The following is a 25315-nucleotide window of genomic DNA, read 5'->3' as shown; positions in this document are numbered from 1 at the left end:
CGGAGGGGAGGGAGGGAAGGGGCCCAGGGGCAGCGTGGGAAGGGTGGGGGCAGACGGCTCCGCTACGCGTCCACGACCTCGCCGGAGCTGTGCGCTTTCCAATAGTCCGGAATGTCCGTCCGGTGGCGCCGCAGGACGAGGTTGGCGAGCAGGCCCGTCCAGCCGGTCTGGTGGGCGGCGCCCAGGCCCTGGCCGGTGTCGGCGTGGAAATACTCGTAGAACAGCAGCAGGTCGCGCCAGTGCGGGTCCTCGTGGAAGCGCGGCTGGGTGCGATAGACCGGCCGCCGGCCGGCCTCGTCCGGGCGGTAGAGCGACACCAGCCGGTCGGCGATCAGGGTGGCGATCTCCTTCAAGGTCAGCTCCCGGCCGCCCAGGCAGGGCACCGGCACGCGGTAGGCATCGCCCAGGAAGCGGTGGAACTTCTCGATGGACTGCACCAGCGTGTAGTTCACGGGCATCCACACCGGACCACGCCAGTTGGAGTTGCCGCCGAACAGGCCGGACGTGGACTCGCCCGGCACATATTCGATCAGCGCCTGGCCGACGCCGGGCAGGTCACCCAGGTGCCGGTGCTCCGCGTGGATGCGGCTGACGCTTCGGATGCCGTAGTCGGACAGGAACTGGTCGCGGTCGAGCAGGCGCTGGAGGATGCGTGGCAGCATCGTGTGATCGACCAGCGCCAGCAGATGCTCGCCCCGGTCATTCTCCCAGTCCGGACAGGCGCAGACATAGCTGCCCTGGAACTTGCCGCCCTTGTGGGTGGTGAGCATGCGGCGGAAGCGGGGCACCCGCTCCAGCAGGCGGCGGTCCACCACCTCCGTCGCGAACAGCGGGATCAGCCCAACCATGGAATAGACGTTCACGCGCGAGACCTTGCCGTCCGGGCACACGATCAGGTCCTTGAAAAAACCGTCCGCCTCATCCCACAGCGACACCGCCCCCGGCGCATGGCCGCCGATGGCGTTCGCGATGCTGAGGAACTGCTGGTAAACCTGGATGGCGATGTCCTCGTAGTCCGGGTCTTCCGCCGCCAGTTCCAGCGCCATCACGACCATGTTCAGCGCGAACATGGCCATCCAGCCGGTGGCGTCGGCCTGCTTCAGGCTGTAGCCGGGGGGAAGCGGCTGCGAGCGGTCGAAGACGGAGATGTTGTCGAGACCGAGGAAGCCGCCCTCGAACACGTTGTGCCCGTCGGCGTCTTTGCGGTTCACCCACCAGGCGTAGTTCAGCAGCAGTTTGTGGAAGACGCGGTGCAGGAAATGCGTGTCCCCCTCGCCGCGCTGCACCCGCTCCGCCCGGAAGACCTTCAAGGCGGCCATGGCGTGCACCGGCGGGTTGACGTCGCCGAAGGCCCACTCATAGGCCGGGATCTGGCCGTTGGGGTGCAGGAAGCGTTCGGAGAGCAGAACCTCGATCTGGTCCTTGGCGAAGTCCACGTCCACCAGTGCCAGCGCCGCGCAATGGTAGGCGAGGTCCCAGGCCGCGAACCACGGATACTCCCACGTGTCGGGCATGGAGATGATGTCGGACGACGTCAGGTGCTTCCAGGACCGGTTGCGGCCCCCCTTGCGGCTGTCCGGCGGCGGCAGCCGGTCGCCGTCCAGCCAGCGCGCCACGTCGTAGTGGAAGAACTGCTTGCACCAGATCATGCCGGCCAGCGCCTGCCGCAGCACCCGCTTGTCCTCCGCGTCCGCGTCGGGCAGCAGCGCGTCGTAGAAGGCGTCGGCCTCGCGGCTGCGTGCGGCGAACACGGCGGCGGTGCGGGCGAAAGGCCGGTCCAGGGGCACGGCGGAAAGAACGAGATCCACGGCGCGCGCCTCACCCGCCGGCACGTCGAGGACATACCAGGGGGCGGCCTTGGTGCCCTCCAGCGCCGGGTTGACCGCGCCGGTCTCGTTCTGGATCACGCGGCGGTGGAAGCTGTCCTTGATGTAGGGGGTGGCGTTGGGGATGCCCCACAAGCGCTCCGCGTTGCTGTCGTTCTCGGTGAACAGCAGCTCGGCGGGGGCGGAGCCGTAGAGGTGGTAGGCGCCGAGGTCCGGATGCTCCGTCCGGATCGCCCAGGCGGCGCCCGCCGGCGGGGCGACAGCGCGCAGGATCGGACGCGCTTCATCACCCGACCAACTCCACGTGTTGCGGAACCACAGGGTGGGCAGCAGGTGCAGCGCGGCCGGGTCGGGGCCGCGGTTGGCGGCCTCGATGCGGATGTGAATCTCCTCCGGGCTCGCCTTGGCGTAGGTGACCTCGACGTCCCAGCTGCGCCCATCGTCGAACACGCCGCTGTCGAGCAGGCCGAAGGGCGGGTCGGTTCGCCCGCGCATGCGGTTCTCGAAGAGCAGGCATCCATAGGGGAATTCAGCCTGCGGGTATTTGTAGAGGTAGCGCAGCCAGGAATGGCTCGGCGTGGCGTCGCGGTGGAAATAGAACTCCTTCACGTCCTCGCCGCGGTTGCCCTCGTTGCCGGTCAGGCCAAAGGCGCGCTCCTTCAGGATCGGGTCGCGGCCGTTCCACAGCGCCAGCGCGAAGCACAGCCGCTGCCGGTCGTCGCTGATGCCGCCCAGCCCGTCCTCGCTCCAGCGATACGCGCGGGAGCGCGCCTGGTCGTGGCTGAAATCCTCCCAGGCCGTGCCGTGGGGGCTGTAGTCCTCGCGCACCGTTCCCCAGGCCCGTTCCGACAGGTACGGACCCCACAGCCGCCAGTTCTCCGCACCGGAGCGCTGGGCCTCAAGCCGTTGCCGTTCCACGTTTCGCATGGTTCATGTCCTCCCGTTCGATGATTTTGCTTGTTCCAGCCGCCACCACGCCTCGAGCACGCAGGCGACCGACCAGGCCTGGACGGGGCAGCCGCGCGGTGTGTGCGGCGGGTCGCCGTCGAAGATCTCGCTGACCTGGCCCAGGGCCGCGTCGGTCAGGTGGTCGGCGATGGGCTCCAGAAGCCGCTGCGCGGCCTCCGCGTCGCCGGTCACCCGATGCACCGCCAGCGCGAAGGGTCCGAGCAGCCACGCCCAGACCGGCCCCTGGTGGTAGCCGCCGTCGCGCTCCCACACGCCGCCGCAGTAGTGGCCGCGGTAGTCGGGGTGGTCCGGGGCGAGGGAGCGCAAGCCGTGGCTGGTCAGCAGCGCCCGTCGGCATTCCGCGACCACGCGGGCCTGCACGGCGGGCTCCAGCGGGGAGTGCGGCAGGCTGACGGCGAAGATCTGGTTTGGCCGGATGGAGGCGTCGTCGCCGTCCGGACCGTCGATCACGTCGTAGAGTCCGCCCTGCGGCCGGACGAAGCGCCCGAAGGAGCGCCGCACCCGCTCCGCCGTCTCGCCGTAGAGAGTGGCGGGCTTGCCGAGCCGGTCCGCGAAGCCGGCCATGGCGCACAGCGCGTTGAACCAAAGCGCGTTGATTTCCACCGGCTTGCCGTGCCGGGGCGTCACCACCCAATCGCCGATCCTGGCGTCCATCCAGGTCAGCTGCAGCCCCGGCTCCCCGGCGCGCAGAAGGCCATCGGCCGGGTCCTCCCCGATGCCGTAGCGGGTGCCGCGGCGGTGTTCGTCGATGATGCCCGCCAGCACCGGGAAGGCGCCCGCCAGCGCGTTCACGTCGTCGGTGGCATCCAGGTAGGCCCGCCACGCCTCGACATACCAGAGCGCCGCGTCCACCGTGTTGTAGTCGGCCCGCTCCCCGGCCCCGGGGAAGACGTTGGGCAGCATGCCTCGGTCCACGAAGCGGGCGAAGGTCTCCAGGATGCGCCGTGCGCTGTCGGCCCGTCCGGTGGCGAGCGTCAGGCCGGGCAGGGCGATCATGGTGTCGCGGCCCCAGTCGCCGAACCACGGGTATCCCGCGATCACCGATTGCCCGTCCGGCACCTCCGGCAGGGGCCGCGCGAAGAGGAAGCTGTCGCAGGCCAGCACCAGTCGCCGCACCCAGCCCGGGGCCCCAGCCATTTCTGGCAGCGCGTCGTCGGCCTTCGCCAGAACCGCGGCCTCCTGCGCGCGGCGGCGGGCGAGGGAGGCGGCGGTGTCCGTGTCGGCCTCGGCCTCCAGGCTGCCGACCACGCCCACCCATCGGCCAGGGCGAAGGTCGAAGACCGCCTCGCCCACGCACAGGTGATGGTCCACGGGCGGAAGGCCGCGCTCCTCCTCGACGGGCAGCAGGAAGTCGGCGTGCCAGTCGCGGCGGGGCTCGATCCGCCCGCAGGGGGCGTGGAGCGTCAGCGCGAAGCCGCCGGGCTCGACCACGCGCAGGCGGTTGGGGCCGTCCATCCGGAGGTCCGGGGTGAAGCCGTGGCGGTCCGTGGTGCCGTGGTGGTCGCGGCCGTTGACCAGCAGGGACACGCGCAGGGCGACGCCGTCCCCGTCCCCGGCGTCGGCGTGCAGGCGCCACGCGGCGGTGACGGTGTTGGCGCCCTGCTCCAGCCACACCCGCGCCTCGACCCGCCGGCCGCCGGCCGTGAAGGTCCAGACCGGCATGCGGCCGTCGAGCTGGAAACTCTCCGCATGCTCATGACCGGTGGGGGCGACGGCGCCGCTCGCCCAGCGGTTGGTGAAGAGCGGCCAGTCACGACCATCGGCGATCAGCGTGGCGTCGGCCTTGGCGAAAACCAGCCGGCGGCCGAGCGGCGGCTCCGCCGGGGCGACCAGCAGGCCGTGGTAGCGCCGCGTCAGGCTGCCCGCGATGGTCCCGGCGGCGTAGGCGCCAAGCCCGTTGGCGAGCCACCATTCCCGCCGCTCCGCCTGGGCCGGATCGCCGCAGACCGCGCGGCCGAAGCGGACCGGCATCAGATCCATGCCGTCGGCAAGGGTGGTTGGGGGACGCGTCATGACCAGAGTCATGGCCCTTCTCCTTTCTCAAGAGGCGCGTTCCAGCGCGGGGGCGGGCGGGGCGACGGGGGCCGGCTTGGGCGCGCGGTCGGCCGGGCCGGTGATCAGGCGGGTCCCCTGGCGCAAGGTCAGGTAGGCCCAGAACCACTCCACGGCCACGCCCAGCCGGTTGCGCATGCCCGACAGGAACAGGATGTGCACCATGCCCCACAACCACCAGGCGGCGGCGCCGGTCAGGCGGACCCGGCCGAAATCGGCGACCGCCGCCTTGCGCCCGATGGTGGCGAGGCTGCCGGCGTGGCGGTAGCGGAAGGGCGCCGGGGCGGGCCGCCCCTCCAGCCGGGCGCGGATCACGCGGGCGACATGGGCGCCGCCCTGCTTGGCCGCCGGGGCGAGGCCGGGCACCGGCTGGCCGTCCCAGCCGTGGCTCAGCGCCGTGTCGCCGAGGGCGAAGACCTCCGGCAGGCCGGGCACCGACAGGTCGGGGCCGACGGGCACCCGGCCGGCGCGATCACCCGCCACCCCCAGCCAGCGCGCCGCCGGCGACGCGACGACCCCCGCCGCCCAGAAGACGGTGCGCGCCGCGATCCGCGTGCCGGAGACGGTCACGCCGCCCTCCTCCACCACCTCCACCGCACTTCCGGTCAGGACGGTCACGCCCAGCGCTTCCAGCGACGCGGCGGCCTCGGCGGACAGCGACTCCGGGAAGGTCGGCAGAAGGCGCGGGGCGGACTGCACCAGCAGGACGCGGGCCTCGGCCGGGTCGATGGCGCGGAACTCGCCCTCCAGACCGTGGCGGGCCAGCTCGGCGATGGCGCCGGCCAACTCCACGCCCGTAGGGCCGCCGCCGACCACGACGAAGGTCAGGAAGGCGCGTCGCTCGTCCGGGGCGTCGCTGTTCTCCGCCTCCTCGAAGGCGAGCAGCAGGCGGCGGCGGATCTCCGTGGCGTCCTCGACCTTCTTCAGGCCGGGGGCGACGGGCTCCCACTCCTCGCGGCCGAAATAGCCGTGCCGGGCGCCGGTGGCGAGCACGAGATGGTCGTAGGGCACCGCGCGCCCATCCTCCAGCCGCACCGCGCGGGCGTCGGTGTCCACGCCGACCACGCGGCCGAGCAGCACGCGGGCGTTCGCCTGGTCGCGCAGCAGGCTGCGGATCGGCGTGGCGATGTCCGCGGGCGACAGGCTGGCGGTCGCCACCTGATAGAGCAGCGGCTGGAACAGGTGGTGGTTGCGCTGGTCGATCAGCGTCACCCGGCAGGCCGCCTGCGCCAACCCGCGCACCGCCGCCAGCCCGCCGAAGCCGCCGCCGACCACGACCACATGCGGCGCGTCGTCTGGCAGCGGCGGCGTGACGCCGGCCAGCCGCGGCCAGCGGCGGACGATGGTGTGGCGGATAAGCCCGTCGAGCGACAGCGGCCCCGGGCCGAAGACCGCGACCACACCCAGCAAAAGGGGCCAGGAGAGCGCTGCGCCGGCCGGCATCAGCCCAATCAAGGCCAGGGCTACCAGTCGGGAGCCCAGACCCAGGGTCAGCAGAAGGGCCCCGATGGTGCCGGCCGGGTCGCCGGAGCGTGCGGCGATGCCCGCCACCAGCAGCCGCAGCGCCACTTGGACGGCCGGTCCGCCACGGCGGGTGACGGCCTCCAGCAGGCGCGCCGCGGGCTTGGCGAAGGGCAGGGCACTGTCGGGCAGGCCGCGCGCCAGCCGCCGGTCGATCGACAACGGCCCGGCGCCCATGACGACCAGCCACGCCAGCAGCGCGGCCTGCACGAGGTGCGCGTCGAGCGGCCGGTAGGCGAACTGCGCGACCAGCACGAGCGCCAGCATGGGCAGCGCCGCGAGGCGCGTGGCGAGGCCCAGCACCAGCAGCGGCGGGCACAGCAGCTCGATCCCCGCGCCGATCCAGGCGGCGGGCACCGGATTCAGCCAGGACACCGGGTATTCGTACCGGGCGAGATAAAGCGCCTGCTCCCAGTCGTGCAGCTTGACGATGCCCGACACCCAGAAGGCTTGGGCCAGCCACAGGCGGACGGCGATGTCCAGCGCCGGCCCGGTTGCTTTTTGGGCGAGCGACAGCGCGTCGCGCGCGGCGACGGCGGTGCGGAGGAGGCGGTCACTCATGGCTCAGCTCCGTGTGCCGGGAATTCCCGAGGGGATTGCCGAGGACGTAGGCGTGCCCGTCCGGGTCGCGCGCCATCACCGCGCGGGCGAGGCCGAGGGCCGGGTCCGGCAGGGGCACGGCGGCCGGGGCGGGATCGTCGTCGGTCAGCAGGGTCACTTGCCCGTGCCACAGGTCGTTGGCGCGTGTGTCGGCGGGGGCGGGGCGACCATCGCGCGGGGCGAGGTATTCCAGGAACTCGATGCCCGGCCCGCTTGGGGCGCGCAGGGTGGTGATGCGCAGCCGGGCACCGAAGACGTTGTTCAGATGCTCCTGCTCCGTGCCGTAATTCTCGCTGGTGCCGGCGACGCGCAGGCCGAGCCGGTCGCGGTAGAGGGCGAGGCTGGCGTCGGTGTCGGCGACGACGATGGCCGTGTGGTCGATGCCCAGGAACAGGCGGCCATCGGCCCCCTGCCAGCGCGGATCGCCCTTGCCCGGCGGGAACTGGAGGATCTCCAGCGGGTTGCCGTCCGGGTCCTTGAAGTAGAAGGCGCGGATGCCGCCGGCGTTCGGGTTCCAGGCCGGCAGGGTCTGCGGCCCGGTGGAGGCGTGGCGCACCTTGGCCGCGCGCAGCCGGGCGTAGGCGGCGTCCATGTCGACGGTGATGATGGCGATGTGTTGGAACCAGCGGTCATTGCTGCGGGAATCCACAGGGATCGGCCGGCCCTCCGGCGCGAGGTACTGGATCAGCTCGATGGCTTCCGAACCAAGCCGCAGGCGCACGATGCGGATGCGGGCGCCGAAGACGCCGGTCAGCCGCTCGTAGGCGTCGCCCGCGACCTCGGTGTCGGCCACCGGCTCGAAGGTCAGGACGTCGCGATAGAAGGCCAGCGCGCGGTCCATGTCGGACACGGTGATGCCCACCGAGTCCACCGCGCGGACGGTCTGCCCCCGGACGGCCGCGGCCGACAGCAGGACGACGAAGCCCACAAGGAAGAGGATGGGGAGGGGCGAGCGTTTCATGCCGCACCCCCCTGCGCGCCCAAGCGCGCGGCCAGATGGTCGCCGACGCGGATGGCGTTGGCGATGATGGTCAGCGTCGGGTTCACCGCGGCGCTGCTCGGGAAGAAGCTCGCGTCCACGACGTAGAGGTTGTCGAGGTCGTGCGCTTTGCAGTGGACGTCCAGCGCCGACGTTTCCGGGTCATGGCCGAAGCGGATCGTGCCGTTCTGGTGGCCGGTGCCGGCGATGGGGATGCGCTTGCCGAAATAGGCCTCGCGCGGGATCAGCGTGCGTTCGCAGCCGATGTGGCGCAGCAGCTGCTTGAGCTTGGTTGTTAGCCGCTCGTGCGCCTCGACGTTGTTGGGGGTGTAGCGCAGGGTGATGCGCCCGTCGCGGCCGACCTCCACCCGGTTGTCGGGGTCGGGCAGATCCTCCGACGTCAGCCAGAAGTCCAGCGCGTGGGAGGCGAAGCGTTCCGCCGCACCGGCCGGCAGCAGGCCGTGACTCTCCGCGGAGAACATCGCCGCGTCGGTCTTGCCCAGCATTTGGATGTGGCCGAGCGGGAAGTCCCAGTCGTCCGCCCCGAAGTAGAAGTCGTTGAGCCCCAGCGTCTTCTGGAAGCGTGTCGGGTTTGGCCGCCGCGACACGGCGATCAGGGCGGAGTTCAGGTGGCACATGTAATGCCGCCCGACCACGCCCGACCGGTTGGCGAGCCCGCCCGGATGCCGGTCGCTGGCGGAGCGCAGCAGGAGCGCCGCGGAGTTGATGGCCCCGCAGGACACCACGACGATGTCGGCCCGGTGGGTTTCCTCCACGCCGTTGCGGCGGACCACCACGCCGGTGATCTCCCGGCCAGACGGGCTGGTTTCCAGCCGGTCCACATAGGCGCCGGTCAGCAGAGTGACGTTCGGGTGCTCCAGCGCCGGTGCGACGCAGGTGACGTGCGCGTCGGCCTTGGCCTGGATAAGGCAAGGGAAGCCGTCGCAGGTGGAGCAGCGGATGCAGGCGCTGCGGTGAGGGGCGGATTCGTCCAGCCGGATGCCGACCGGCAGGGGAAAAGGGCGCTGGCCGGCGCGCTTCAGATCGTCGAACAGCGCCTGGATGCGCGGCTCGTGGCTGACCGGCGGGTGTGGGTAGGGATCGTCGCAGGGCGGCTCAGTGGGGTCGCTGCCCCGCTCCCCATGCACGGAATAGAGCCGTTCCGCCCGGGTGTAGTAGGGGGCGAGGTCGGCGTAGGAGATCGGCCAGGGCGGGGAGATGCCGTCCCGGTGATGCAGCGGGCCGAAGTCACGCTCCCGCAGGCGGAACAGCACGGCGCCATAGAATTTCGTATTGCCGCCCACGCAGTAATGGGTGCCGGGGTGGAAGGCGCGGCCGTCCTTGTCGTACCAGGTCTCCGCCGCCTTGTACTTGCCCTCCACCACCACGGTGCGGGAATCCCAGTTCTCGCGCTCGCGGGGCAAATGCTCGCCGCGCTCCAGCAGCAGGATGCGCTTGCCGGTCGGGGCCAGATGGTACGCCAGCGTGCCGCCGCCGGCACCCGAGCCGATGATGATCACGTCATACCGGTCCGTGGGCATGGACTCCTCCCTGATTGATCAATCGCGGCGCCCTGCAGGCGGGATCGCCGCAGAAGATGCAGCGGCTGCGCGGGTCGTGGTTCAGCTTGGCGCAGCGCACCGGCCGCCGGCCCGGAAGGCGCCGGTACACCTCCACCGCCAGCAGCATCCCAAGCGGCGGCGCCATCGCGTAGATCCAGGCCCCCGTCCACAGGCCGCTCGGGACGGCGGAGGCCAGCGTGCGGGCCGGGTTGATGCTCATCCCTGACAGCGGCGCCGCCGCGGTGATGAAAAGCGCGACCAGAAGGCCGGCGCCGACGCCGGTGAAGCGTTCCCACCCCGGGCGGTTGGTGGTGACCAGCACCATGCCCATCAGCAGGAAGGCCATGGTCAGCTCCGCGGCGAAGGCGACGGCCGGGCCGGCCGCGCCCGGTACGGTGGCGATGGCGGCGATGGGCGGGCTCGTGAAGCGCCGCCCCAGCAGTGCCGCGACCAGAAGCGCGCCGCCCAGCCCGCCCACGCATTGGAAGGCGATGTAGAAGGCGGCGTCCGCCGGCCGGACCTTGCCCAGACGCAGGAAGGCCAGCGTCACCGCCGGGTTGATGTGCGCGCCGGACCTCCGCCCCCAGGGGGAGTGGATGATGGCGACCGCCGTCAGCCCCATGGCCGCGCCCATCAGCGCGCGCCGCAGCACGGGCGAGGGCAGGGCCTGGTGCAGGGGCGATCCCGGATGCTCCAGCAGCGTGGCGCACAGCCCGGCGGAGATCATGAACAGGCCGAGCCCCGCGGCCTCCATCAGGTATTCCGGCCAGTGGTTTCGGAGCAGACCGGCCATGGCTCAGCCTCCGGCTTCGAAACCGGGGTAGAGCGTCATGCCGCCGTCCACGAACAGCGTCGTGCCGGTGATGTAGTCGGCGGCGTCGCTGGCCAGCCAGACCACCGCGTTGGCGATGTCCTCCGGCTCCCCGATGCGCTTGGCGGGGATCAGCTTCAGCAATTCCGCGTGAGCCTCCGGCGTTTCCCAGGCTTCGCGGTTGATGGGGGTGCGGACGGCGCCCGGCGCCACGCCGACGACCCTGATACGGTCCGCCGCCAGCTCCTGTGCCAGGGTCTTCATCATCAGCATCACGCCGCCCTTGCTGGCCGCGTAGTTGACGTGCCCGGCCCAGGGAATAACCTCGTGGACGGAGCTGACGCAGACGATCTTGCCGAGCGCCCGCGAAACCTCGGGGCGGAAGCCCTGGCGCTTGAAGGCGCGCACGGCGGCGCGGGCGCACAGGAACTGGCCGGTCAAGTTGACGCCGACCACCGTGTTCCACTGCTCCAGCGTCATCGCCTCCAAGGGCGCGTCGCGCTGCAGGCCGGCGTTGTTGACCAGGATGTCCAAGCCGCCGAAGGCCTCAACGGCGCGGGCGAACATTGCCTCCACCTGGATCTCGCACGACACGTCGGCCTTGACCGGTAGGGAGCGCGCGCCGGCGTCGCGGATGTTCTCCGCCACCATGCCGGCGGCTTCGTCGCCCGACACGTAATTGACCACGACGTCCGCCCCGGCCTCGCCCAGGGCCAGTGCGATGGCCCGGCCGATGCCGGAATTCCCACCGGTGACCAGCGCCCGCTGCCCGGCCAGCGGGCGCAGCTTTCCTGTCGCCGGCCCGCGCAGGGCCAGCCCGAAATCGCCTTCCATAGCGTTCTCCCTTGGAATTACGGAGCCGTCACAGCAGCCAAGTGGCGGGGGACACCAGCGCCACGACAACGAAGACCACGGCGGCCTCTCGCTCGGCCTTCGACCAGCGAGCCCAATCGCGGGCGAAACTACGCAGGATGCTCATGACGCCCTCCCTCGGCGGCCATTACGTCATGTCGCCAGGGTAGGCCGGGGGAGGGATGCTTGTGAAATTGTCCTGGTCAATCGGTTCGATGCAGGGCGGCTATGCTCATGCCCAACCTCCATGCCGTCGATGCCCACGATCAAGAGGTCGTAGCTCCAGGCCTCTTGCCTGGAGTGAGGCGCGATTCCACGATGAATAAGGGTATGCTTGGTGAGGGCTTTGTCACGTGAACTGAACCAACGCACCGAAAGCCCGGAGCCCCAGACGGCTTCACGCTGCGGCGGTTGCGGCCTGCCAATCGGTCACCGACTGTGCCCGGACGGTGCGCAGGGTACGGCGGGAAACCGAGTGGCGCTGTAGGTTGCCGGAAATCGCCGGCGAGAACGTCACGACCCAGCGGTGGACCATCTCAAGCTGATGAACTGCACGGCCTCGGTGAGCACACCGGGTCCAAGGTTGGAGGTGCGTTCGCCGAAGCGCGCCTCGCCCCGCATGTCGCGCGTGATGTTGAAGCTGGACGCTTGGCCTTTGCGGAGTGTGAGCATCATCTCAAAAGCGAAGGTCCGGGGGCATACCTCCAAAGGGAATGCTTGGTTACGTTGTGCCACACCGGGCCGAACAGCTATATGGTCTGATCATGATGATCATCCGCATCCCCTTCGACGTCTCGCTTACTTTTGAACCCCGCCGCATCGTGGAAGCGAACGTGGTGTTCGGCCGCGATCAAGCCGCCAGCGAGGTCGCCCATGCCGGCGTGCATCGACGGGAACGCGCCAAGCCGCTGGACGGTGCCGCCATCCACGCGCAGCCGCGAAGCCGATGAACGGTGCCGTTGCTTGGCAGGCGTTCGCTTCCTTTTTGGATCAGGGTGGCGAAACAGGCGCGTTGATGCGGGCGCACAACTGGACGGCCTCGCCACTTGGCCCCCCCGAGCATTGGGCCATGCCGCTGCGCACGCTGGTCTCCGTCATGCTGGGCTCGCGTCAGCCCATGTTCGTCGCCTGGGGGCCGACGCAAACCCTGCTCTACAACGACGCCTATGCCGAGATTCTCGGGCGCAAGCACCCTGAAGCGCTGGGCCAGCCATTCCTCGACGTCTGGTCCGAAATCCGGAACGATCTCACTCCCATCGTGGAGCAGGCCTACGCCGGCCGGGCGGTGCACATGGACGACATCACGCTCGTCATGCACCGCAAGGGCTATCCCGAGGAAACCCACTTCGCCTTCTCCTACACGCCGGTCCGCGACGAGACCGGCGCGGTTGCCGGGTTTTTCTGCCCGTGCATCGAGACCACGGAGGAGGTGTTCGCCAAACGGCGGCTGGCGGCTGAGAGCGACCGCCTGCGCGAGCTGTTCCGGCAGGCCCCCGGCTTTTGCTACGTCTGGCGCGGCCCCGAGCATGTCTATGAGATGGCCAACGACGCTTACTTTCAGCTCGTCGGTCACCGCGACATCATCGGCAAGCCGGTCCGCGAAGCCTTGCCCGAGATCGAGGGGCAAGGCTTCTTCGATTGGGCGGACCAAGCCTACGCGACCGGCGAACCCTTCGTTGGCCACGGCGTGCCGGCCAAGTTGCAGCGCTCCCCGGGGGCACCGCTGGAAGAGCGCTTCGTCACCTTCATCTTCCAGCCGATCCGCGACGCCGTTGGGCGGGTGACGGGCCTGTTCGTCCAGGGCAGCGACGTCACCGAGGTGAAGCGGGCCGAAGCGGCGTTGCGCGCCAGCGAGGCGCGCCTCCGCACCGCGCTGGAGATCAAGACGGTCGGCGCCATCTACTTCGACATGGAAGGCCGCATCACGGAGGCCAACGAGGCGTTCCTGGCAATGAGCGGCTACAGCCGCGAGGACCTGTACACCGGTCTCCTGACTTGGCAGCGGCTGACCCCTCCGGAATGGCTGGATGCCTCGGAGAAGGCTTTCGCGGAGTTGAAGGCCGTTGGGCAGACCACGCCTTACGAGAAGGAATACATTCGCAAGGATGGCACGCGCTGGTGGGCGCTGTTCGCCGCGACCCTGCTCGATGACAGCACCGCCTTCGAATTCGTTCTGGACATCACCCCGACCAAGCGGGCCGAGCAGGCTTTGCGGGAGCTGAACGCGACACTGGAGACCCGTGTCGCCGAGCGTACGGCCGAGCGGGACCGCATGTGGCGGCTGACGACCGACGTCATGGTCGTGCACCGCCTGGACTCGACGATCACGGCGGTCAACCCGGCCTGGGGCACCATGTTGGGCTGGTTGGAAGAGGAAGTGCTGGGGCAGTCATCCCTCAATTTCATTCATCCCGACGATCAGGAGGCAACACACGCCGAGAATAGGCTCTTGGCGGAGGGACACACCACGAAGCGGTTTGTGAACCGTCTTCGGCACAAGGACGGCTCGTACCGTTGGATCGCGTGGACGGCGGTGCCGGATGCCGGCCTCGTCCATGCCGTCGGGCGCGACGTCACGGCCGAGAAGGAGCGCGAGGAAGCCTTGCGGCAGGCCGAAAACCAACTCCGGCAGGCGCAGAAGCTGGAGGCGGTGGGGCAGCTCACCGGCGGCTTGGCGCACGACTTCAACAACCTGCTGCAGGCGCTCGGCGGCTGCCTGAGCATGATCCGCCGGCGAACCAACGAGCCGAAGGTGCAGCCTTTGCTGGATGCGGGCGAGCAGGCGGTGGACCGCGGCGCCAAGTTGGTGCAGCAGCTGATGGCGTTCGCCCGTCGCGAGGGCCTGCGCCCCGAACCGATCGACGTGCGCGACCGTGTTCTCGCCATGTCCACGCTTCTCGAGCGGGCGCTGCGCGCCGACATCCGTCTTGCCACGATCTTCGCCCCAGGCCTCTGGCTGATCGAGGCGGACCCGACGCAGTTCGAGCTGGCGCTCATCAATCTGGCGGTGAACGCGCGGGATGCCATGCCCGAGGGTGGTCGGCTGACGATTGAGGCGGAGAATACGGTGCTCGCTCCTGGCGACCCGACGGGGCTGGAAGGAGAGTTTGTCCGCCTGTCGGTCAGCGATGCCGGCGCGGGCATGCCGGCCGACGTGCGGGCCCGGGCCTTCGATCCCTTCTTCACCACAAAGGAGGTCGGGAAGGGCAGCGGCCTCGGTCTGGCCCAAGTGTACGGCTTGGCGCGTCAGGCCGGCGGCACCGCCTTGATCGACAGCGAACCGGGCCGGGGCACCACCGTGGTCCTGCTGCTGCGCCGCTCCGTCGCGTCGGCCGGAGCGGTGGAGGAAAGAACGGCACGCCCGGCGGCGGCGGCGCAGCGCAGCGGGCGCGTGCTGCTCGTCGAGGATGATCCCATCGTGGCGTCCACGGTCGCCGCGGCGTTGGAGGACGCCGGCTATGAGGTGGCACAGGTCCCCACGGCGGATGCCGCTCTCCCGCTGCTGACGAGCGGTGCGCGCATCGACCTGCTGTTCTCCGATGTCGTGATGCCGGGGCGGCTCAACGGGGTGGACTTGGCTCGTGAAGCTCGGCGCCTGCGCCCTGGCCTGCCGGTCGTGTTGACCACCGGATACAGCGAAAAGGTCGCCCAAGCAGAAGGGGTGCGCGTTCTGGCCAAGCCGTACCGCATCGATGACCTCATCAGCATGCTCACTGCGGCGTCGAGCGAAAGGCAGACGTGACGCGACGATGATCTGACTCGGACTGGCATTACAGTTGCGAAGTACTGGCCTCCCGCCTGTTGAGCAGGCTTTGGCAGGTTGCCATGTCCGGTGTCGCGGTCGAGGACCTGCTGGGGTTGTGGTCAGGCGAGCTTGCGTGGAGCCAAGGCGCGGCTGCGGCCGCTGTTCTTGCAGGCCGGCACGGCGGCGTCGGCCGGCGCATTCTTGGACGGGCTGCTCGGGCCGGAACGGCGCAAGACCGGGTGGATGCGCGCTGATGGCGTAGGTGCTGCGCAGATCGACAGTGGCGTAGCCGTCCGTGTGGACGCTGTTCATGTTGTCCACGGGGGTTCTGCCGGGATCCCAGTCCAGCTCCGCTCCCACCGACCACGGGCCGGATGCGGGGCTCCCGGAATCCCGGCGCGGCCCCGGTTCCTCCTCAGGGGTCGGTTGGTGTTGCGAGGCGATGCGTTCAGGGACCGACGGGGCGGTCGCCCAGGACGGTGGCGCGGTGCATGAGCCGGCTGTGCGGCAGGTAGTCGTTGACCGCGTAATGCTGGGTGGAGCGGTTGTCCCACAGCACGAGGTCGTCCGGCTTCCACTGCCAGCGCACGGTGAATTCCGGCCGGCTGATGTGGTCGAACAGAAAGCCGAGGATGGCGGCGCTTTCCCGGTCGCTCAGCCCGACGATGCGGGCCGTGAAGTTCTCGTTCACGAACAGCGCCCTGGCACCGCTGACCGGGTGGACGCGGACCACGGGATGGACCACCGGCGGGTGACGGTCGCGCGCCGCGCGCCAGCGTGCGTGCGTCTCCGGATCGCCGTTGTGCCGCCATTCCGGAAAGGACTTGGTGAAGTCGTGCAGCGCGCTCAGCGGCTCCAGCAGGCGCTTCAGCGGTTCCGACAACGCGGCGTAGGCGGCGATGTTGCTGGCCCAGACGGTGTCGCCCCCGCTCGGCGGGATTCGCTTGCCGGCCAGCGCGACGATGGCCGGCGGCGTCTCGATGCAGGTGACGTCGGTGTGCCAGACGTCGTTGTCGGTCGGGTTGTGCGGCCCGGTGTCGAGCACCATGATCTCCGGCTGTTCCGGCACGTTCGGGTAGACGGGGTGGATGTGGAGGTCGCCGAAGCGCGCAGCGAAGGCGCGCTGCGTCTGCGGCGTCAGGGGCTGGTCCTCGAAGAACAGCACCTGATGGGTGACGAGCGCCCGCTGGAGCGCCGCGGCCTCCGCGTCGCTCAAGGGACGGGTCAGGTCGAGGCCCGTCACCCGCGCGCCGATGGCCGGGCTGACGGGCGTGATGGACAGGGTCGGCAGGGTGATGTCGGGCATGGCGGATCCCTATGGACGGTGTGTGGTCTTCCGATCAGGCGTTCGGGAAATCGGGCGGCACCGGCTCGGCCGCGGGCAGGCGAGCCAGCGCCTTCAGCGTGTCCTCCGCCACGCCGAAGTTGCGGACGTAGGAGGTGGCGGCGCTGCGGTGGGGCTGGAAATCCCAGGGCGTGTGCCGTCCGGTCAGCAGGACCTTGTGGATGAACAGGCGCCGGTTCTGGCTTTCGATCACCGCCCGGCGCAGGGCCGGGGCGTTCCAGCGCCGCGCGACGGATGCGGCCAGATCGGCCTCGATGGTGGCGAGATCGCGCGCGCCGGCGCGGTTGACCAGCTCCTTCGGGTCGGCCTCCAGATCGTAGAGCTGCGGCGGGTCGCCGTCGCAGGCGATGTATTTGTAGCGGCCGCGCCGCACCATGAAGGCGGGGTTCAGCGTCCCTTCTCCCAAATACTCCGCGAAGATGGTGCGGCCGGCGCCGCGCGACGAACCGGCGAGCAGGGGCAGCAGGCTTTCGCCGTCGAACGGGTCGACCGGCAGCGGCGCCCGCCCGTCGAGAAGGTCGAGGATGGTGGGGAACAGATCGACGTGCGACACCGGGGCCGACACCCGGCGCGCCGCCCAGCGTCCCGGAGCGTGGACGAGCAGCGGCACGCGGGACGACCATTCGAAGAAGGTCATCTTGTACCACATGCCCCGCTCGCCCAGCATCTCGCCATGGTCGCCGGTGAAGACGACGATGGTGTCGTCGGCCAGTCCGGCCCGCTCCAGCGCGGTCAGCAGGCGCCCGACCAGCTCGTCCACATAGCTGATGGAGCCGTAATAGGCGTGGCGGGCGGTGCGCACCCGCTCCTCCGTCAGGTCGTAGCGGTGCAGCCCATCCATGTAATGGAGCCGCCGGCTGTGCGGATCGAGCCGCTCCGGCGGGATGGGCGGCACCGAGGGCAGGTCGATTTCCGCGTGGTCGTAGAGGTCCCAGTGTTCCGGCAGGCAGTTGAAGGGGTCGTGCGGATGGGTGAAGGACACCGCCAGGAGGAAGGGGGCCTCGTCTGCGGTGCGGCCGTAATCGTAGATCTTCTGCACCGCCTGATGCGCGGTCTCCTCGTCGAAGTCGATCTGCAGGCTGCGGTGGCAGGGGCCGGCCTCGACCACGCTCGCCATGTGATGCGACCAGTCGTAGGCCAGCGCCCCGTTCCCCCAATCGGGCGTCCAGCCGAAATCGGCGGGATAGACGTCGGTGGTCAGCCGCTCCTCGAAGCCGTGGAGCTGGTCGGCGCCGACGAAATGCATCTTGCCCGACAGGCAGGTGCGGTAGCCGGCGGCGCGGGCGTAATGCACGAAGGTCGGCACGGAGGAGGCGAATTCCGCCGCGTTGTCGAAGGCGCCGATGGCCGAGGGCAGCCGCCCCGACAGCAGCGCGAAGCGCGACGGCGCGCAGAGCGGATAGTTGCAGTAGGCGTTGTCGAACACGACGCCTTCCGCGGCCAGCCGCGACAGGTTCGGCGTCTTGACCACCGGATGACCATGGAAGGGCAGGGCGGGGGCCGCCATCTGGTCGGCCATGATGAACAGGATGTTGGGGGGCCGCGGCACGGTTAAGGCACTCCGGTTCTGAAGGGCGTCAGGTCTTGCCCTTCCAGGGCACCAGCCAGGATTCCAGCAGGCGCATCCCGTAGGAGAAGGCGAAGGCCCAGGCGGCGATGATGCCGATGCCGACGAACACGACGTCGGTGGCCAGGAAATGCGAGGCGGACATGATCATGAAGCCGATGCCGCGCGTCGCCGCGATCAGCTCCGCGGCGACCAGCGTGCTCCAGCCGACGCCGATGGCGATGCGCAGGCCGGTCAGGATCTCCGGCAGGGCGCTGGGCAGCACGATGGCGCGGAAGAGCTGCCAGCGCGTGGCCCCCAGCGACAGGGCGGCGTTGACCCGCTCGATGGGCAGCGACCGCACGCCGGCCTGGGCCGACAGGCAGATCGGGGCGAACATCGCCAGCGTCAGCAGGGCGATCTTCGACACCTCCCCGATGCCCAGCCAGATGATCATCAGCGGCAGATAGGCCAGCGGCGGCAGCGGCCAGTAGAACTCGATGGGGGTGTCGAGAACGCCCTTGGCCCAGCGGTTCAGCCCCATCGCCAGCCCCAGCGGGATGCCCAGCGACGCCGCGATCAGCGCCGCGGCGAGGATGCGCAGCAGGCTGGCCGACACATGCTCCCCAAGCGTGGCGCCGGCGTAGCCGTCCTCCAGGATGGCGAGGAACTGGGCGGCCACCTCCCCCGGTGCGGGCAGGAACAGCGGCGTCACCAGCCGGTAGTGCGACACCAGGAACCAGACCGCGATCAGCAGGAGGCCGGTGACCGCGCTGATCGGACCGGTCCGCGCGCCGTCCAGCCCGAAGGGCCGCAGGGCGACGGTCCGGGGCCGGGCGGCGGTTTCGGCCAGGGGGCCGGCGGTCGTGCGGGCGGCGTCGGTCATTGCAGCGTCTCCCCGCGGTGGGCCGCCGCGTGGTGGGGGCGGTGGACGAGATCGCGGATGCGGTTGTGCAGGTCCCCGAACTCCGGGTCGGACAGGATGGCGCGCACGTCCCGCTCGGCGGCGAAGCGCCGGACGAAATCGAGGTCGAAGCGGGCGACGATCCGGCCGGGGCGCGGCGACATCACCACCACCGTCGTGCCGAGGAACAGCGCCTCCTCGATGGAGTGGGTGATGAAGAAGATGCGCTTGCCGGTGCGCGCCCAGACGTCCACCAGCAGCTCCTGCATCTGCTCCCGCGTCAGGCTGTCGAGCGCGCCGAACGGCTCGTCCATCAGCAGGATCTTCGGGTCGGTGGCCAGCGCGCGGGCGATGCCGACGCGCTGGCGCATGCCGCCGGACAGCTCGTGAGGGGCCGATTTGGCGAAGCCCTCCAGCCCGACGAGGCGCAGCAGCTCCGCGGCGCGGTCCCGCCGCTCCCGCAGGGGGAGGCCGGCGAAATCGAGGCCGAGCGCCACATTGTCCAGCACGCTCTTCCAGGGCAGCAGCGTGTCCTTCTGGAACACCACGCCGCGGTCGGCGCCGGGGCGCTCCACCGGCCGGCCATCCAGCGTGATGCTGCCGTCCGACAGGGGAAGGAAGCCGGCGATGGCGTTCAGCAGCGTGGACTTGCCGCAGCCCGACGCGCCCAGCGCGACGACGACGCTGTTGGCGTCGATGTCCAGCGACGCGCGGTCCAGCGCGTGGATCACCCCGCCGTCACGGCCTGGAAAGAACACGCTGGCGTTCTGCACCCGGAGCATGACGCACCTCCCGTCCGGCCGCGCGTCAGGGCAGGGCCTTGACGTAATCCGCCGTGACGAAGCCGCCGTAGCTGGGCAGCACGGTGGAGACCTTCTTCTGCTCCTTCAGGAACTCGGCGGTTTCCTTCAGGATTCGGGCGGTGCCGCTGTGCTCGCCGCCGTCCAGCCAGTCCTTGGTGGCCTGCTGCTTGGCCGGGATCAGCGACAGGTTGTTCAGCGCGGCGGCCTGATCGGACGGCGTGCCGCCGAGAAGCCCGGCCAGCGCCTTGGCATTCGGCGAGTCCGGCCCCCAGGCCGCCTTGTCGTCGCGGAAGGAGACGCTGTAGCGCTCCACCACCCCGGCGAAGCTCTTCAGGAAGGCTGGATTCTCCTTGGCGAAGGCGGCGGTGGCGACCCAGGCGGTGAAGGTCGGGGCGCCGCGGTCGGCCACCTGCCGGGAGGTCAGCAGAACCTTGCCGGTCTTCTTCAACTCAGTCAGCGCCGGGTCCCAGACGAAGGCGCCGTCCAGGTCGCCGCGGTTCCAGGCCGCGACGATGTCGGGCTGCGGGATGGCGAAGACCTGGGCGTCGCGCTCGCTCAGCTTCTCCTGCTTCAGCACGGCGAGGAGCTGGTAATGATCGGTCGAGACCGGGGCGGCGGCCAGCTTCTTGCCCTTCAGGTCGGCGGGCTTCTCGATTCCGGAGCCGTTGCGGACCACCAGCGCCTCGTCGGTGCCGGAGGAGCTGGCGAGGTAGAAGGCCTTCACATCCAGCCCGCGGCTGACCGCGGCGGCGAAGGGGCTGGAGCCGACATAGCCGACCTGGACGTCGCCCGCGGCGATGGCGGCGAAGATGTCGGCGCCCGAATTGAACTTGCGGAAGTCGATCTCGCTGCCGGTCGCCTTGGCGAAGTCGCCGTTGGCGATGGCCACCGACGACGGCAGCGCGTCGGTCTGGTAGGCGACGACGATCTTGCCCGCGGCCTCGGCGGAGAGGGGCGCCAGGGTGGCCAGCGCGAACAGGGCGATGGAAGGCAGGAACTGCTTCATGGTGGCGTATCTCCCCCGTCTTCACCCGGCGGCGCGGTCGTCCGCCGGTGGGAAAACTCTACATGTTAAGAAGGGAAATAAGCAACATTCCAGATGACAGATTTGTGCATTATTTTTCATTATAAACAAAATAGAAATGTTTAATTTTGCCGGAGTGAAGGGAGCGTCGATGCGCCTCTCTTCACGGAAGGGAGCGTCACTCCATGCGGTAAGCGCCCTCGGACACGAAGGCGGTCAGCGGGTGGCGGTCGCTCGGCGTCTCGTGCCGCTGGAACTCCTCGGGCAGCGCATCGGCGGCCCCTTGCCGTCCAACGGCGATGAGGATCTCCACGGTGACCCCCTCCGGCACACCGAGCACGTCGCCCGCCGCGGCACGGTCGAATCCACCGATGGCGCGGGTGTGCCAACCGGCCAGGAACAGTTGGTGCGCGAGGTTGGCCCATGCCGCTCCGGCGTCGAAGGAATGGGTGTGGTTTGGTGATCCGTCGTCGTAGGTCGTCTTGGAGAGAACCGCGATCAGGGCTGACGCCTTGTCCGCCCACAGCCGGTTGCGCTCGTTCAGCAGGCCGAAGACGGCCGCCCACGACGCGGACTGGCGTTTGCTGTGGATGAAGCGCCAGGGCTGGGCGTTGCGGGCGGATGGCGCCCAGCGTGCCGCCTCGAAACCCTGCTCCAGAATGGCGTCCGGGATTTCCTCCCCGGTGTAGGCGCGCGGCGACCAGCGGTTCACGAACAACGGGTCGATGCCGTGGTCGGGACGACGGCGTTCACGAACGGGCATGGCTCTCTTCTCCGGCGGAACGGCGACGGTCGACGGTCGAGAAAACCGGTCCCCCGGATTGCCCAAGCCGCACCCGCCAAACACAAAATTCACGGTTACCGATGCATTGCGAAAGCCGGTCACCCGCTCAGAAGGCCTTATCCTCGCCGAAGGTGACCTGGTGGAGCAGGCGGTACTCGGTGTAGTCGGTCACCGCGTAATGGACGGTGGCGCGGTTGTCCCAGATCGCCACGTCGCCGTTCCGCCAGCGCCAGCGCGCCTGGGCTTCGGGCTTCTCGAACAGCCCGAACAGGAAGGTCAGCAGCGCGTCGCTTTGCTGGCGCGACAGGCCGCGGATGCGCAGGGTGAAGTTCGGGCTGACATAGACCAGCTTGCGGCCCGTGACCGGATGGGTCTGGACGACCTTGTGCACCACCGGCAGATGCTCGGCGCGGGCCTGACGGTACAGCTCCTCGCCGTTGGGCTGGGTGCGGAACCACTCGGGCCAGCCGCTGTGCTCGATGCTGTGCACCGCCTCCAGCGTTTCCAAATAGGCGCGCAAGGCCGGGTCGAGGCGGTCGTAGACGTAGGTTCCGCTGGCCCAGGCGGTGTCGCCGCCGACGGACGGCACGTCGCGCGCGTGCAGGACCGTGCCGGTGGGCGGGTTGGCGGAAAAGGTGATGTCGGCGTGCCACTGATCGGTGCCGTAGCCCGGCTGCCCCGGCGTGAACTCGATCAGCTCGACGAGCCGGTTCGAGTCGTGGCGCTTGAAATAGGCCTTGGCCTTGTCGGGATCGCCGAAGATCCGGGCGACGTCGACCTGCTGCTCCGGGGTCAGCGTCTGGCCGCGGAAGAACAGCACGCCATGCTTGGCCAGCGCCCGGCGCAGGTCGGCGCGGACCTCCTCGCCGGTGGTCTCCCTCAGGTCGATTTCGTCCACCACGGCGCCGATGAAGGGGTTGTAGGGCGTCAGCGTGAAGTGGCGGAAGCCGTCTTCATGAGGTGTCTTCGTCGTCATCGGATCGTCCTTCGGCCAAGGCAGCGGAGCGGAGCGCCCGCTCGGATAAGGCTACTAATCAACTAGGCAAATACCGTCGAATTCGTTGATATGGATCAAACGACGAAGCCAATTTCGCTCTTTTGTAAAAAATAACACTTTTCAGTCGCCCATAATGCGAGGGCGTATTGACATTCGAACGTGTTAAATGAAATACGAACATCCATATTCTGAATAGGGAAATGGGCCGATCCGGGAACCGGCAACGCGCAGCCAAGCCAGAGCCCCTGACTCCCATAAATCCGATCCCAAAAATCCGAGCATGAAGCGAGGTATCGACCATGGCCGTTTCCAGATTTCTCGCCTTGGCCGTCGCGGCCGCCATCGGCCTCGGGCTGGCCGGAACCGCCACCACCTCAGCCGCCGCCGACGATCTGCGCATCGCCGCGCAGCCCTTTCCCCTTTATGCCCCCCTGTTCGTCGCCAAGCAGAAGAAGTGGCTGGACGAGGAACTGGCCAAGGTGGCGCCGAACGCCGCCGTCAAGTGGTCGCTCTTCCCCGCCGGTCCCCCGATCAACGAATCCTTCGCCGCCGGACAGCAGGATGTGGGCTTCGTCGGCGACACCCCGGCCCTCGTCGGCAAGGCGGCGGGGCTCGACACCAGCGCCATCGCGCTGACTTCCGACGGCCCGAAGAGTCTGGCGGTCATCGTCGGCGGCAACTCCCCCATCGCCGTGCCGAAGGAGCTGAAGGGCCGGAAGGTGGCGGTGACCAAGGGGTCCTACGCCCACCATCTGCTGGCCTTGGTTCTTGAACAGGGCGGCTTGACGCTCAACGACGTCGAGCTGATCAACCTGCCGGTGGCGGAGATCCCGCCGGCCATCGTCGCCGGCACCATCGACGCCGGCGCGGTGTGGGAGCCGATCCTGACCCGCTTCGAATCGCAGAAGGCAGTCCGTGTGCTGGCCGACGGCACCGGCATCAAGAAGGGGCTGCTGCTGATCGTCGCCGACAACGGCTTTCTGAAGACCCGGCCCGAACAGGCGAAGGCGCTGCTGACGGCGTACAAGCGCGCTTCGGAGTTCATCACCGCCAATCCCAAGGAGGCCGCCGAGCTCATCAGTGGCGACGTCAACCTGGCCCCCGACCTGCTGGTCCAGGTCCTGCAGCGCATGAATTACGACCCGGCCATCCACGACGACGATGTGGCGGAGGTCAAGAAGACCGAACAGTTCATGCGCGCCCACGGCCTCATCAAGACCGCGGTGGACGTGGACGCCTTCTTCAACCGCAAGCCGGCGGACGAGGCGGGGCTGAAATGAGCGCCGAACTGGCTTCCGACGCGCCTCCGGCGCACCGGGCCGGGGGCAGGGCGGGGGCGTGGCGTCCGCCTTTCCGTCCTGGCGCCCTGCTGCGCGGCCTGCCGGGTGCGCTGGGGCGGGCGGCGCTGTATGTGGCGCTTCCCGTGGCGCTGCTGGCGGCGTGGCAGGCCGCGTTCGAGCTGGGCTACATCCGTCCCATCCTGCTGCCGCCGCCGACCAGGGTGGGCAAGGCCTTCGTCGATCTGGCGGCCAGCGGCGACCTGTTCCGCCATCTGGGCGTCAGCCTGCGGCGCGTTCTGGAGGGTTTCGCCATCGCCGCGCTGGTCGGCCTGCCGCTGGGCATCGGGATCGGCCTGTCGCGGACGCTGGACCGGCTGACCGACCTGATCATCCAGCTGACCAAGCCGATTCCGCCCATCGCCTGGATTCCGCTGGCCATCCTGTGGTTCGGCATCGGCGAGGCGGGGAAGGTCTACATCATCTTCCTCGGCGCCATCTTCCCCATCCTCGTCAACACCATCGACGGCATCCGCCAAACCGACCACCGCCATGTCGAGCTGGCGCGCGTGCTGGAGGTGACGCGCCGCCGCTTCATTCTTCAGGTCGTCCTGCCGGGGGCGCTGCCGAGCATCATGACCGGCCTGCGCGTCGGGCTGATGGTGGCCTGGATCTGCGTGGTCGCCGCCGAGCTGATCGCCGCCTCGTCGGGCCTCGGCTACCTCATCATGGATGCCCGGCAGATGAGCCAGACCGATCAGGTTCTGGTGGGCATGATCACCATCGGCGCCATGGGCAAGCTGCTCGACGTCGTGCTGCGCGCCGCCGAGCGCCGCCTGATCACCTGGAAATCCACCTTCTCGGGGAGCTGACTGCCATGCTTGCCACCGCTGCCCGCAAGGCGGGCGCCGATCGTGTCGCCGACCGGGCCGCCGGCCTGCGCATCGGCCCGCTGTCCAAGACCTTCACGCTGAAGACCGGCGCGCTGAGGACCGAAACGGTCCAGGCGCTCAGCGACATCCGGCTCGACGTTCCGGGCGGGAGTTTCGTCAGCATCGTCGGCAGCTCCGGCTGCGGCAAAAGCACGCTTCTGCGGATCATCGCCGGGCTGGAGACCAGCTATGACGGGACCGTCACGCTCGGCGGGCGGGCCATCGGCGGACCCGGCCTCGACCGTGGAGTGATCTTCCAGGAGCACCGTCTGCTGCCCTGGCTGACGGTCGAGCAGAACATCGCCTTCGGGCTGAAGAACCTGCCCAGCGCGGAGGTCGCCCGCCGGGTGCGGGAGCATCTGGAGCTGGTCGGGCTGGAGGGCTTCGCCAAGGCCCACCCTCACCAGCTCTCGGGCGGCATGGCCCAGCGCGTGGCCATCGCCCGCGCGCTCGTCAACCAGCCGCGGGTGCTGCTGCTGGACGAGCCGTTCGGCGCGCTGGACGCCCTGACCCGGATCCAGATGCAGCAGGAGATCCTGCGCATCTGGGAGGCGCAGCGCACCACCATGATCCTCGTCACCCACGACATCGACGAGGCCGTCTTCCTCGGCGACGAGGTGGTGGTGATGTCGTCGCGGCCCGGCACCATCCGCAAGAGGCTGCCGGTCGCGCTGCCGCGCCCGCGCGACCGGTCGAGCCCGGACTTCATCGCTTTGCGCAAGGAAATCCACCGCGAGTTCTTCACCGCGACGGAGCTTCCGTTCGCCTATGAAATTTAAGGGCAAA

At 69.4% G+C, this 25315-nt stretch carries 19 protein-coding genes and 1 pseudogene; 6 read left to right on the top strand and 14 right to left on the bottom strand.

The window, feature by feature from the left end:
• Positions 1–62 precede the first annotated feature (62 nt).
• Genes D3869_RS29500 through D3869_RS29470 form a run of 7 tightly spaced genes read right to left on the bottom strand, consistent with a single transcriptional unit; the run spans position 63 to position 11154 of the window.
• Positions 63–2753, bottom strand: a complete 2691-nt coding sequence (locus D3869_RS29500) for an MGH1-like glycoside hydrolase domain-containing protein (protein ID WP_137143214.1) — start codon at positions 2751–2753, stop codon at positions 63–65.
• Positions 2754–2756: 3 nt separating this feature from the next.
• Positions 2757–4820 (bottom strand): amylo-alpha-1,6-glucosidase, encoded by a 2064-nt coding sequence (locus D3869_RS29495; RefSeq protein WP_247896101.1) that lies wholly within the window; start codon positions 4818–4820, stop codon positions 2757–2759.
• 15 nt (positions 4821–4835) lie between these two features.
• Positions 4836–6929, bottom strand: coding sequence for an FAD-dependent oxidoreductase (locus D3869_RS29490; RefSeq protein ID WP_137143213.1), 2094 nt, complete (start codon positions 6927–6929; stop codon positions 4836–4838).
• Positions 6922–7929 (bottom strand): VOC family protein, encoded by a 1008-nt coding sequence (locus D3869_RS29485; protein WP_137143212.1) that lies wholly within the window; start codon positions 7927–7929, stop codon positions 6922–6924. Before D3869_RS29485 ends, D3869_RS29490 begins: the two co-directional genes overlap by 8 nt.
• Positions 7926–9488 carry a GMC oxidoreductase gene (locus D3869_RS29480; protein ID WP_137143211.1) on the bottom strand — a complete coding sequence of 521 codons (1563 nt, stop codon included), beginning with the start codon at positions 9486–9488 and terminating at the stop codon, positions 7926–7928. Before D3869_RS29480 ends, D3869_RS29485 begins: the two co-directional genes overlap by 4 nt.
• Entirely contained in the window at positions 9469–10302 is an 834-nt protein-coding gene (locus D3869_RS29475) for an MIP/aquaporin family protein (RefSeq protein WP_137143210.1), read from the bottom strand. Before D3869_RS29475 ends, D3869_RS29480 begins: the two co-directional genes overlap by 20 nt.
• Positions 10303–10305: 3 nt before the next feature.
• The gene (locus D3869_RS29470) at positions 10306–11154 is read right to left on the bottom strand and encodes an SDR family oxidoreductase (RefSeq protein ID WP_137143209.1); all 849 of its coding nucleotides are present in this window, start codon (positions 11152–11154) and stop codon (positions 10306–10308) included.
• A 782-nt stretch (positions 11155–11936) separates the two neighbouring features.
• Here D3869_RS29470 and D3869_RS29465 point away from each other — a divergent pair.
• The 3 genes and pseudogenes from D3869_RS29465 to D3869_RS34235 form a co-directional block, all read left to right on the top strand.
• Positions 11937–12122 (top strand): hypothetical protein, encoded by a 186-nt coding sequence (locus tag D3869_RS29465; RefSeq protein WP_137143208.1) that lies wholly within the window; start codon positions 11937–11939, stop codon positions 12120–12122.
• Complete coding sequence (locus D3869_RS29460) at positions 12119–14914, top strand: PAS domain S-box protein (RefSeq protein ID WP_137143207.1); 2796 nt, start codon at positions 12119–12121, stop codon at positions 14912–14914. Before D3869_RS29465 ends, D3869_RS29460 begins: the two co-directional genes overlap by 4 nt.
• 83 nt (positions 14915–14997) lie before the next feature.
• Positions 14998–15181: pseudogene (locus D3869_RS34235) on the top strand (IS701 family transposase); the annotation flags it as partial.
• A gap of 184 nt (positions 15182–15365) precedes the next feature.
• On the opposite strand, the gene tauD reads toward D3869_RS34235, so the two are convergent.
• The 7 genes from tauD to D3869_RS29420 form a co-directional block, all read right to left on the bottom strand.
• Positions 15366–16223: a taurine dioxygenase gene (gene tauD, locus D3869_RS29450; RefSeq protein ID WP_137143205.1), complete on the bottom strand. Its 858-nt coding sequence runs from the start codon at positions 16221–16223 to the stop codon at positions 15366–15368.
• 34 nt (positions 16224–16257) lie between these two features.
• Positions 16258–17811 (bottom strand): choline-sulfatase, encoded by a 1554-nt coding sequence (gene betC, locus D3869_RS29445; RefSeq protein ID WP_137143204.1) that lies wholly within the window; start codon positions 17809–17811, stop codon positions 16258–16260.
• A gap of 28 nt (positions 17812–17839) precedes the next feature.
• Positions 17840–18694, bottom strand: coding sequence for an ABC transporter permease subunit (locus D3869_RS29440; RefSeq protein WP_137143203.1), 855 nt, complete (start codon positions 18692–18694; stop codon positions 17840–17842).
• Positions 18691–19494 carry a taurine ABC transporter ATP-binding protein gene (locus tag D3869_RS29435; RefSeq protein ID WP_137143202.1) on the bottom strand — a complete coding sequence of 268 codons (804 nt, stop codon included), beginning with the start codon at positions 19492–19494 and terminating at the stop codon, positions 18691–18693. The genes D3869_RS29440 and D3869_RS29435 overlap by 4 nt, the downstream gene beginning before the upstream one ends.
• Positions 19495–19519: 25 nt before the next feature.
• Positions 19520–20521 (bottom strand): taurine ABC transporter substrate-binding protein, encoded by a 1002-nt coding sequence (tauA, locus tag D3869_RS29430; protein WP_137143201.1) that lies wholly within the window; start codon positions 20519–20521, stop codon positions 19520–19522.
• A gap of 196 nt (positions 20522–20717) precedes the next feature.
• On the bottom strand, positions 20718–21302 hold the full coding sequence (locus tag D3869_RS29425; RefSeq protein WP_137143200.1) for a nitroreductase family protein: 585 nt from the start codon (positions 21300–21302) through the stop codon (positions 20718–20720).
• A 127-nt stretch (positions 21303–21429) separates the two neighbouring features.
• On the bottom strand, positions 21430–22299 hold the full coding sequence (locus tag D3869_RS29420) for a TauD/TfdA dioxygenase family protein (protein WP_137143199.1): 870 nt from the start codon (positions 22297–22299) through the stop codon (positions 21430–21432).
• Positions 22300–22619: 320 nt separating this feature from the next.
• Between D3869_RS29420 and D3869_RS29415 the strand changes: the two genes are divergently transcribed.
• Genes D3869_RS29415 through D3869_RS29405 form a run of 3 tightly spaced genes read left to right on the top strand, consistent with a single transcriptional unit; the run spans position 22620 to position 25308 of the window.
• Complete coding sequence (locus D3869_RS29415) at positions 22620–23600, top strand: aliphatic sulfonate ABC transporter substrate-binding protein (protein ID WP_137143198.1); 981 nt, start codon at positions 22620–22622, stop codon at positions 23598–23600.
• A complete protein-coding gene (locus D3869_RS29410; protein ID WP_137143197.1) occupies positions 23597–24469 on the top strand; it encodes an ABC transporter permease in 873 nt (290 codons plus the stop codon). The genes D3869_RS29415 and D3869_RS29410 overlap by 4 nt, the downstream gene beginning before the upstream one ends.
• Positions 24470–24474: 5 nt before the next feature.
• Positions 24475–25308: an ABC transporter ATP-binding protein gene (locus tag D3869_RS29405; protein ID WP_137143196.1), complete on the top strand. Its 834-nt coding sequence runs from the start codon at positions 24475–24477 to the stop codon at positions 25306–25308.
• The last annotated feature ends 7 nt before the right edge of the window (positions 25309–25315 follow it).

Origin of the sequence: Azospirillum brasilense (assembly GCF_005222205.1) — a bacterium.
Taxonomy (GTDB): Bacteria; Pseudomonadota; Alphaproteobacteria; order Azospirillales; family Azospirillaceae; genus Azospirillum; species Azospirillum brasilense_G.
The sequence above is the reverse complement of the archived record's forward strand: the minus strand, read 5'-3'. Positions and strand labels throughout refer to the sequence as shown.

Coding starts and splice junctions, on each gene's coding strand:
- D3869_RS29500 (WP_137143214.1), bottom strand. CDS start 2,753: ATGCGAAACGTGGAACGGCAACGGCTTGAGGCCCAGCGCTCCGGTGCG.
- D3869_RS29495 (WP_247896101.1), bottom strand. CDS start 4,820: ATGACTCTGGTCATGACGCGTCCCCCAACCACCCTTGCCGACGGCATG.
- D3869_RS29490 (WP_137143213.1), bottom strand. CDS start 6,929: ATGAGTGACCGCCTCCTCCGCACCGCCGTCGCCGCGCGCGACGCGCTG.
- D3869_RS29485 (WP_137143212.1), bottom strand. CDS start 7,929: ATGAAACGCTCGCCCCTCCCCATCCTCTTCCTTGTGGGCTTCGTCGTC.
- D3869_RS29480 (WP_137143211.1), bottom strand. CDS start 9,488: ATGCCCACGGACCGGTATGACGTGATCATCATCGGCTCGGGTGCCGGC.
- D3869_RS29475 (WP_137143210.1), bottom strand. CDS start 10,302: ATGGCCGGTCTGCTCCGAAACCACTGGCCGGAATACCTGATGGAGGCC.
- D3869_RS29470 (WP_137143209.1), bottom strand. CDS start 11,154: ATGGAAGGCGATTTCGGGCTGGCCCTGCGCGGGCCGGCGACAGGAAAG.
- D3869_RS29465 (WP_137143208.1), top strand. CDS start 11,937: ATGATGATCATCCGCATCCCCTTCGACGTCTCGCTTACTTTTGAACCC.
- D3869_RS29460 (WP_137143207.1), top strand. CDS start 12,119: ATGAACGGTGCCGTTGCTTGGCAGGCGTTCGCTTCCTTTTTGGATCAG.
- tauD (WP_137143205.1), bottom strand. CDS start 16,223: ATGCCCGACATCACCCTGCCGACCCTGTCCATCACGCCCGTCAGCCCG.
- D3869_RS29440 (WP_137143203.1), bottom strand. CDS start 18,694: ATGACCGACGCCGCCCGCACGACCGCCGGCCCCCTGGCCGAAACCGCC.
- D3869_RS29435 (WP_137143202.1), bottom strand. CDS start 19,494: ATGCTCCGGGTGCAGAACGCCAGCGTGTTCTTTCCAGGCCGTGACGGC.
- tauA (WP_137143201.1), bottom strand. CDS start 20,521: ATGAAGCAGTTCCTGCCTTCCATCGCCCTGTTCGCGCTGGCCACCCTG.
- D3869_RS29425 (WP_137143200.1), bottom strand. CDS start 21,302: ATGCCCGTTCGTGAACGCCGTCGTCCCGACCACGGCATCGACCCGTTG.
- D3869_RS29420 (WP_137143199.1), bottom strand. CDS start 22,299: ATGACGACGAAGACACCTCATGAAGACGGCTTCCGCCACTTCACGCTG.
- D3869_RS29415 (WP_137143198.1), top strand. CDS start 22,620: ATGGCCGTTTCCAGATTTCTCGCCTTGGCCGTCGCGGCCGCCATCGGC.
- D3869_RS29410 (WP_137143197.1), top strand. CDS start 23,597: ATGAGCGCCGAACTGGCTTCCGACGCGCCTCCGGCGCACCGGGCCGGG.
- D3869_RS29405 (WP_137143196.1), top strand. CDS start 24,475: ATGCTTGCCACCGCTGCCCGCAAGGCGGGCGCCGATCGTGTCGCCGAC.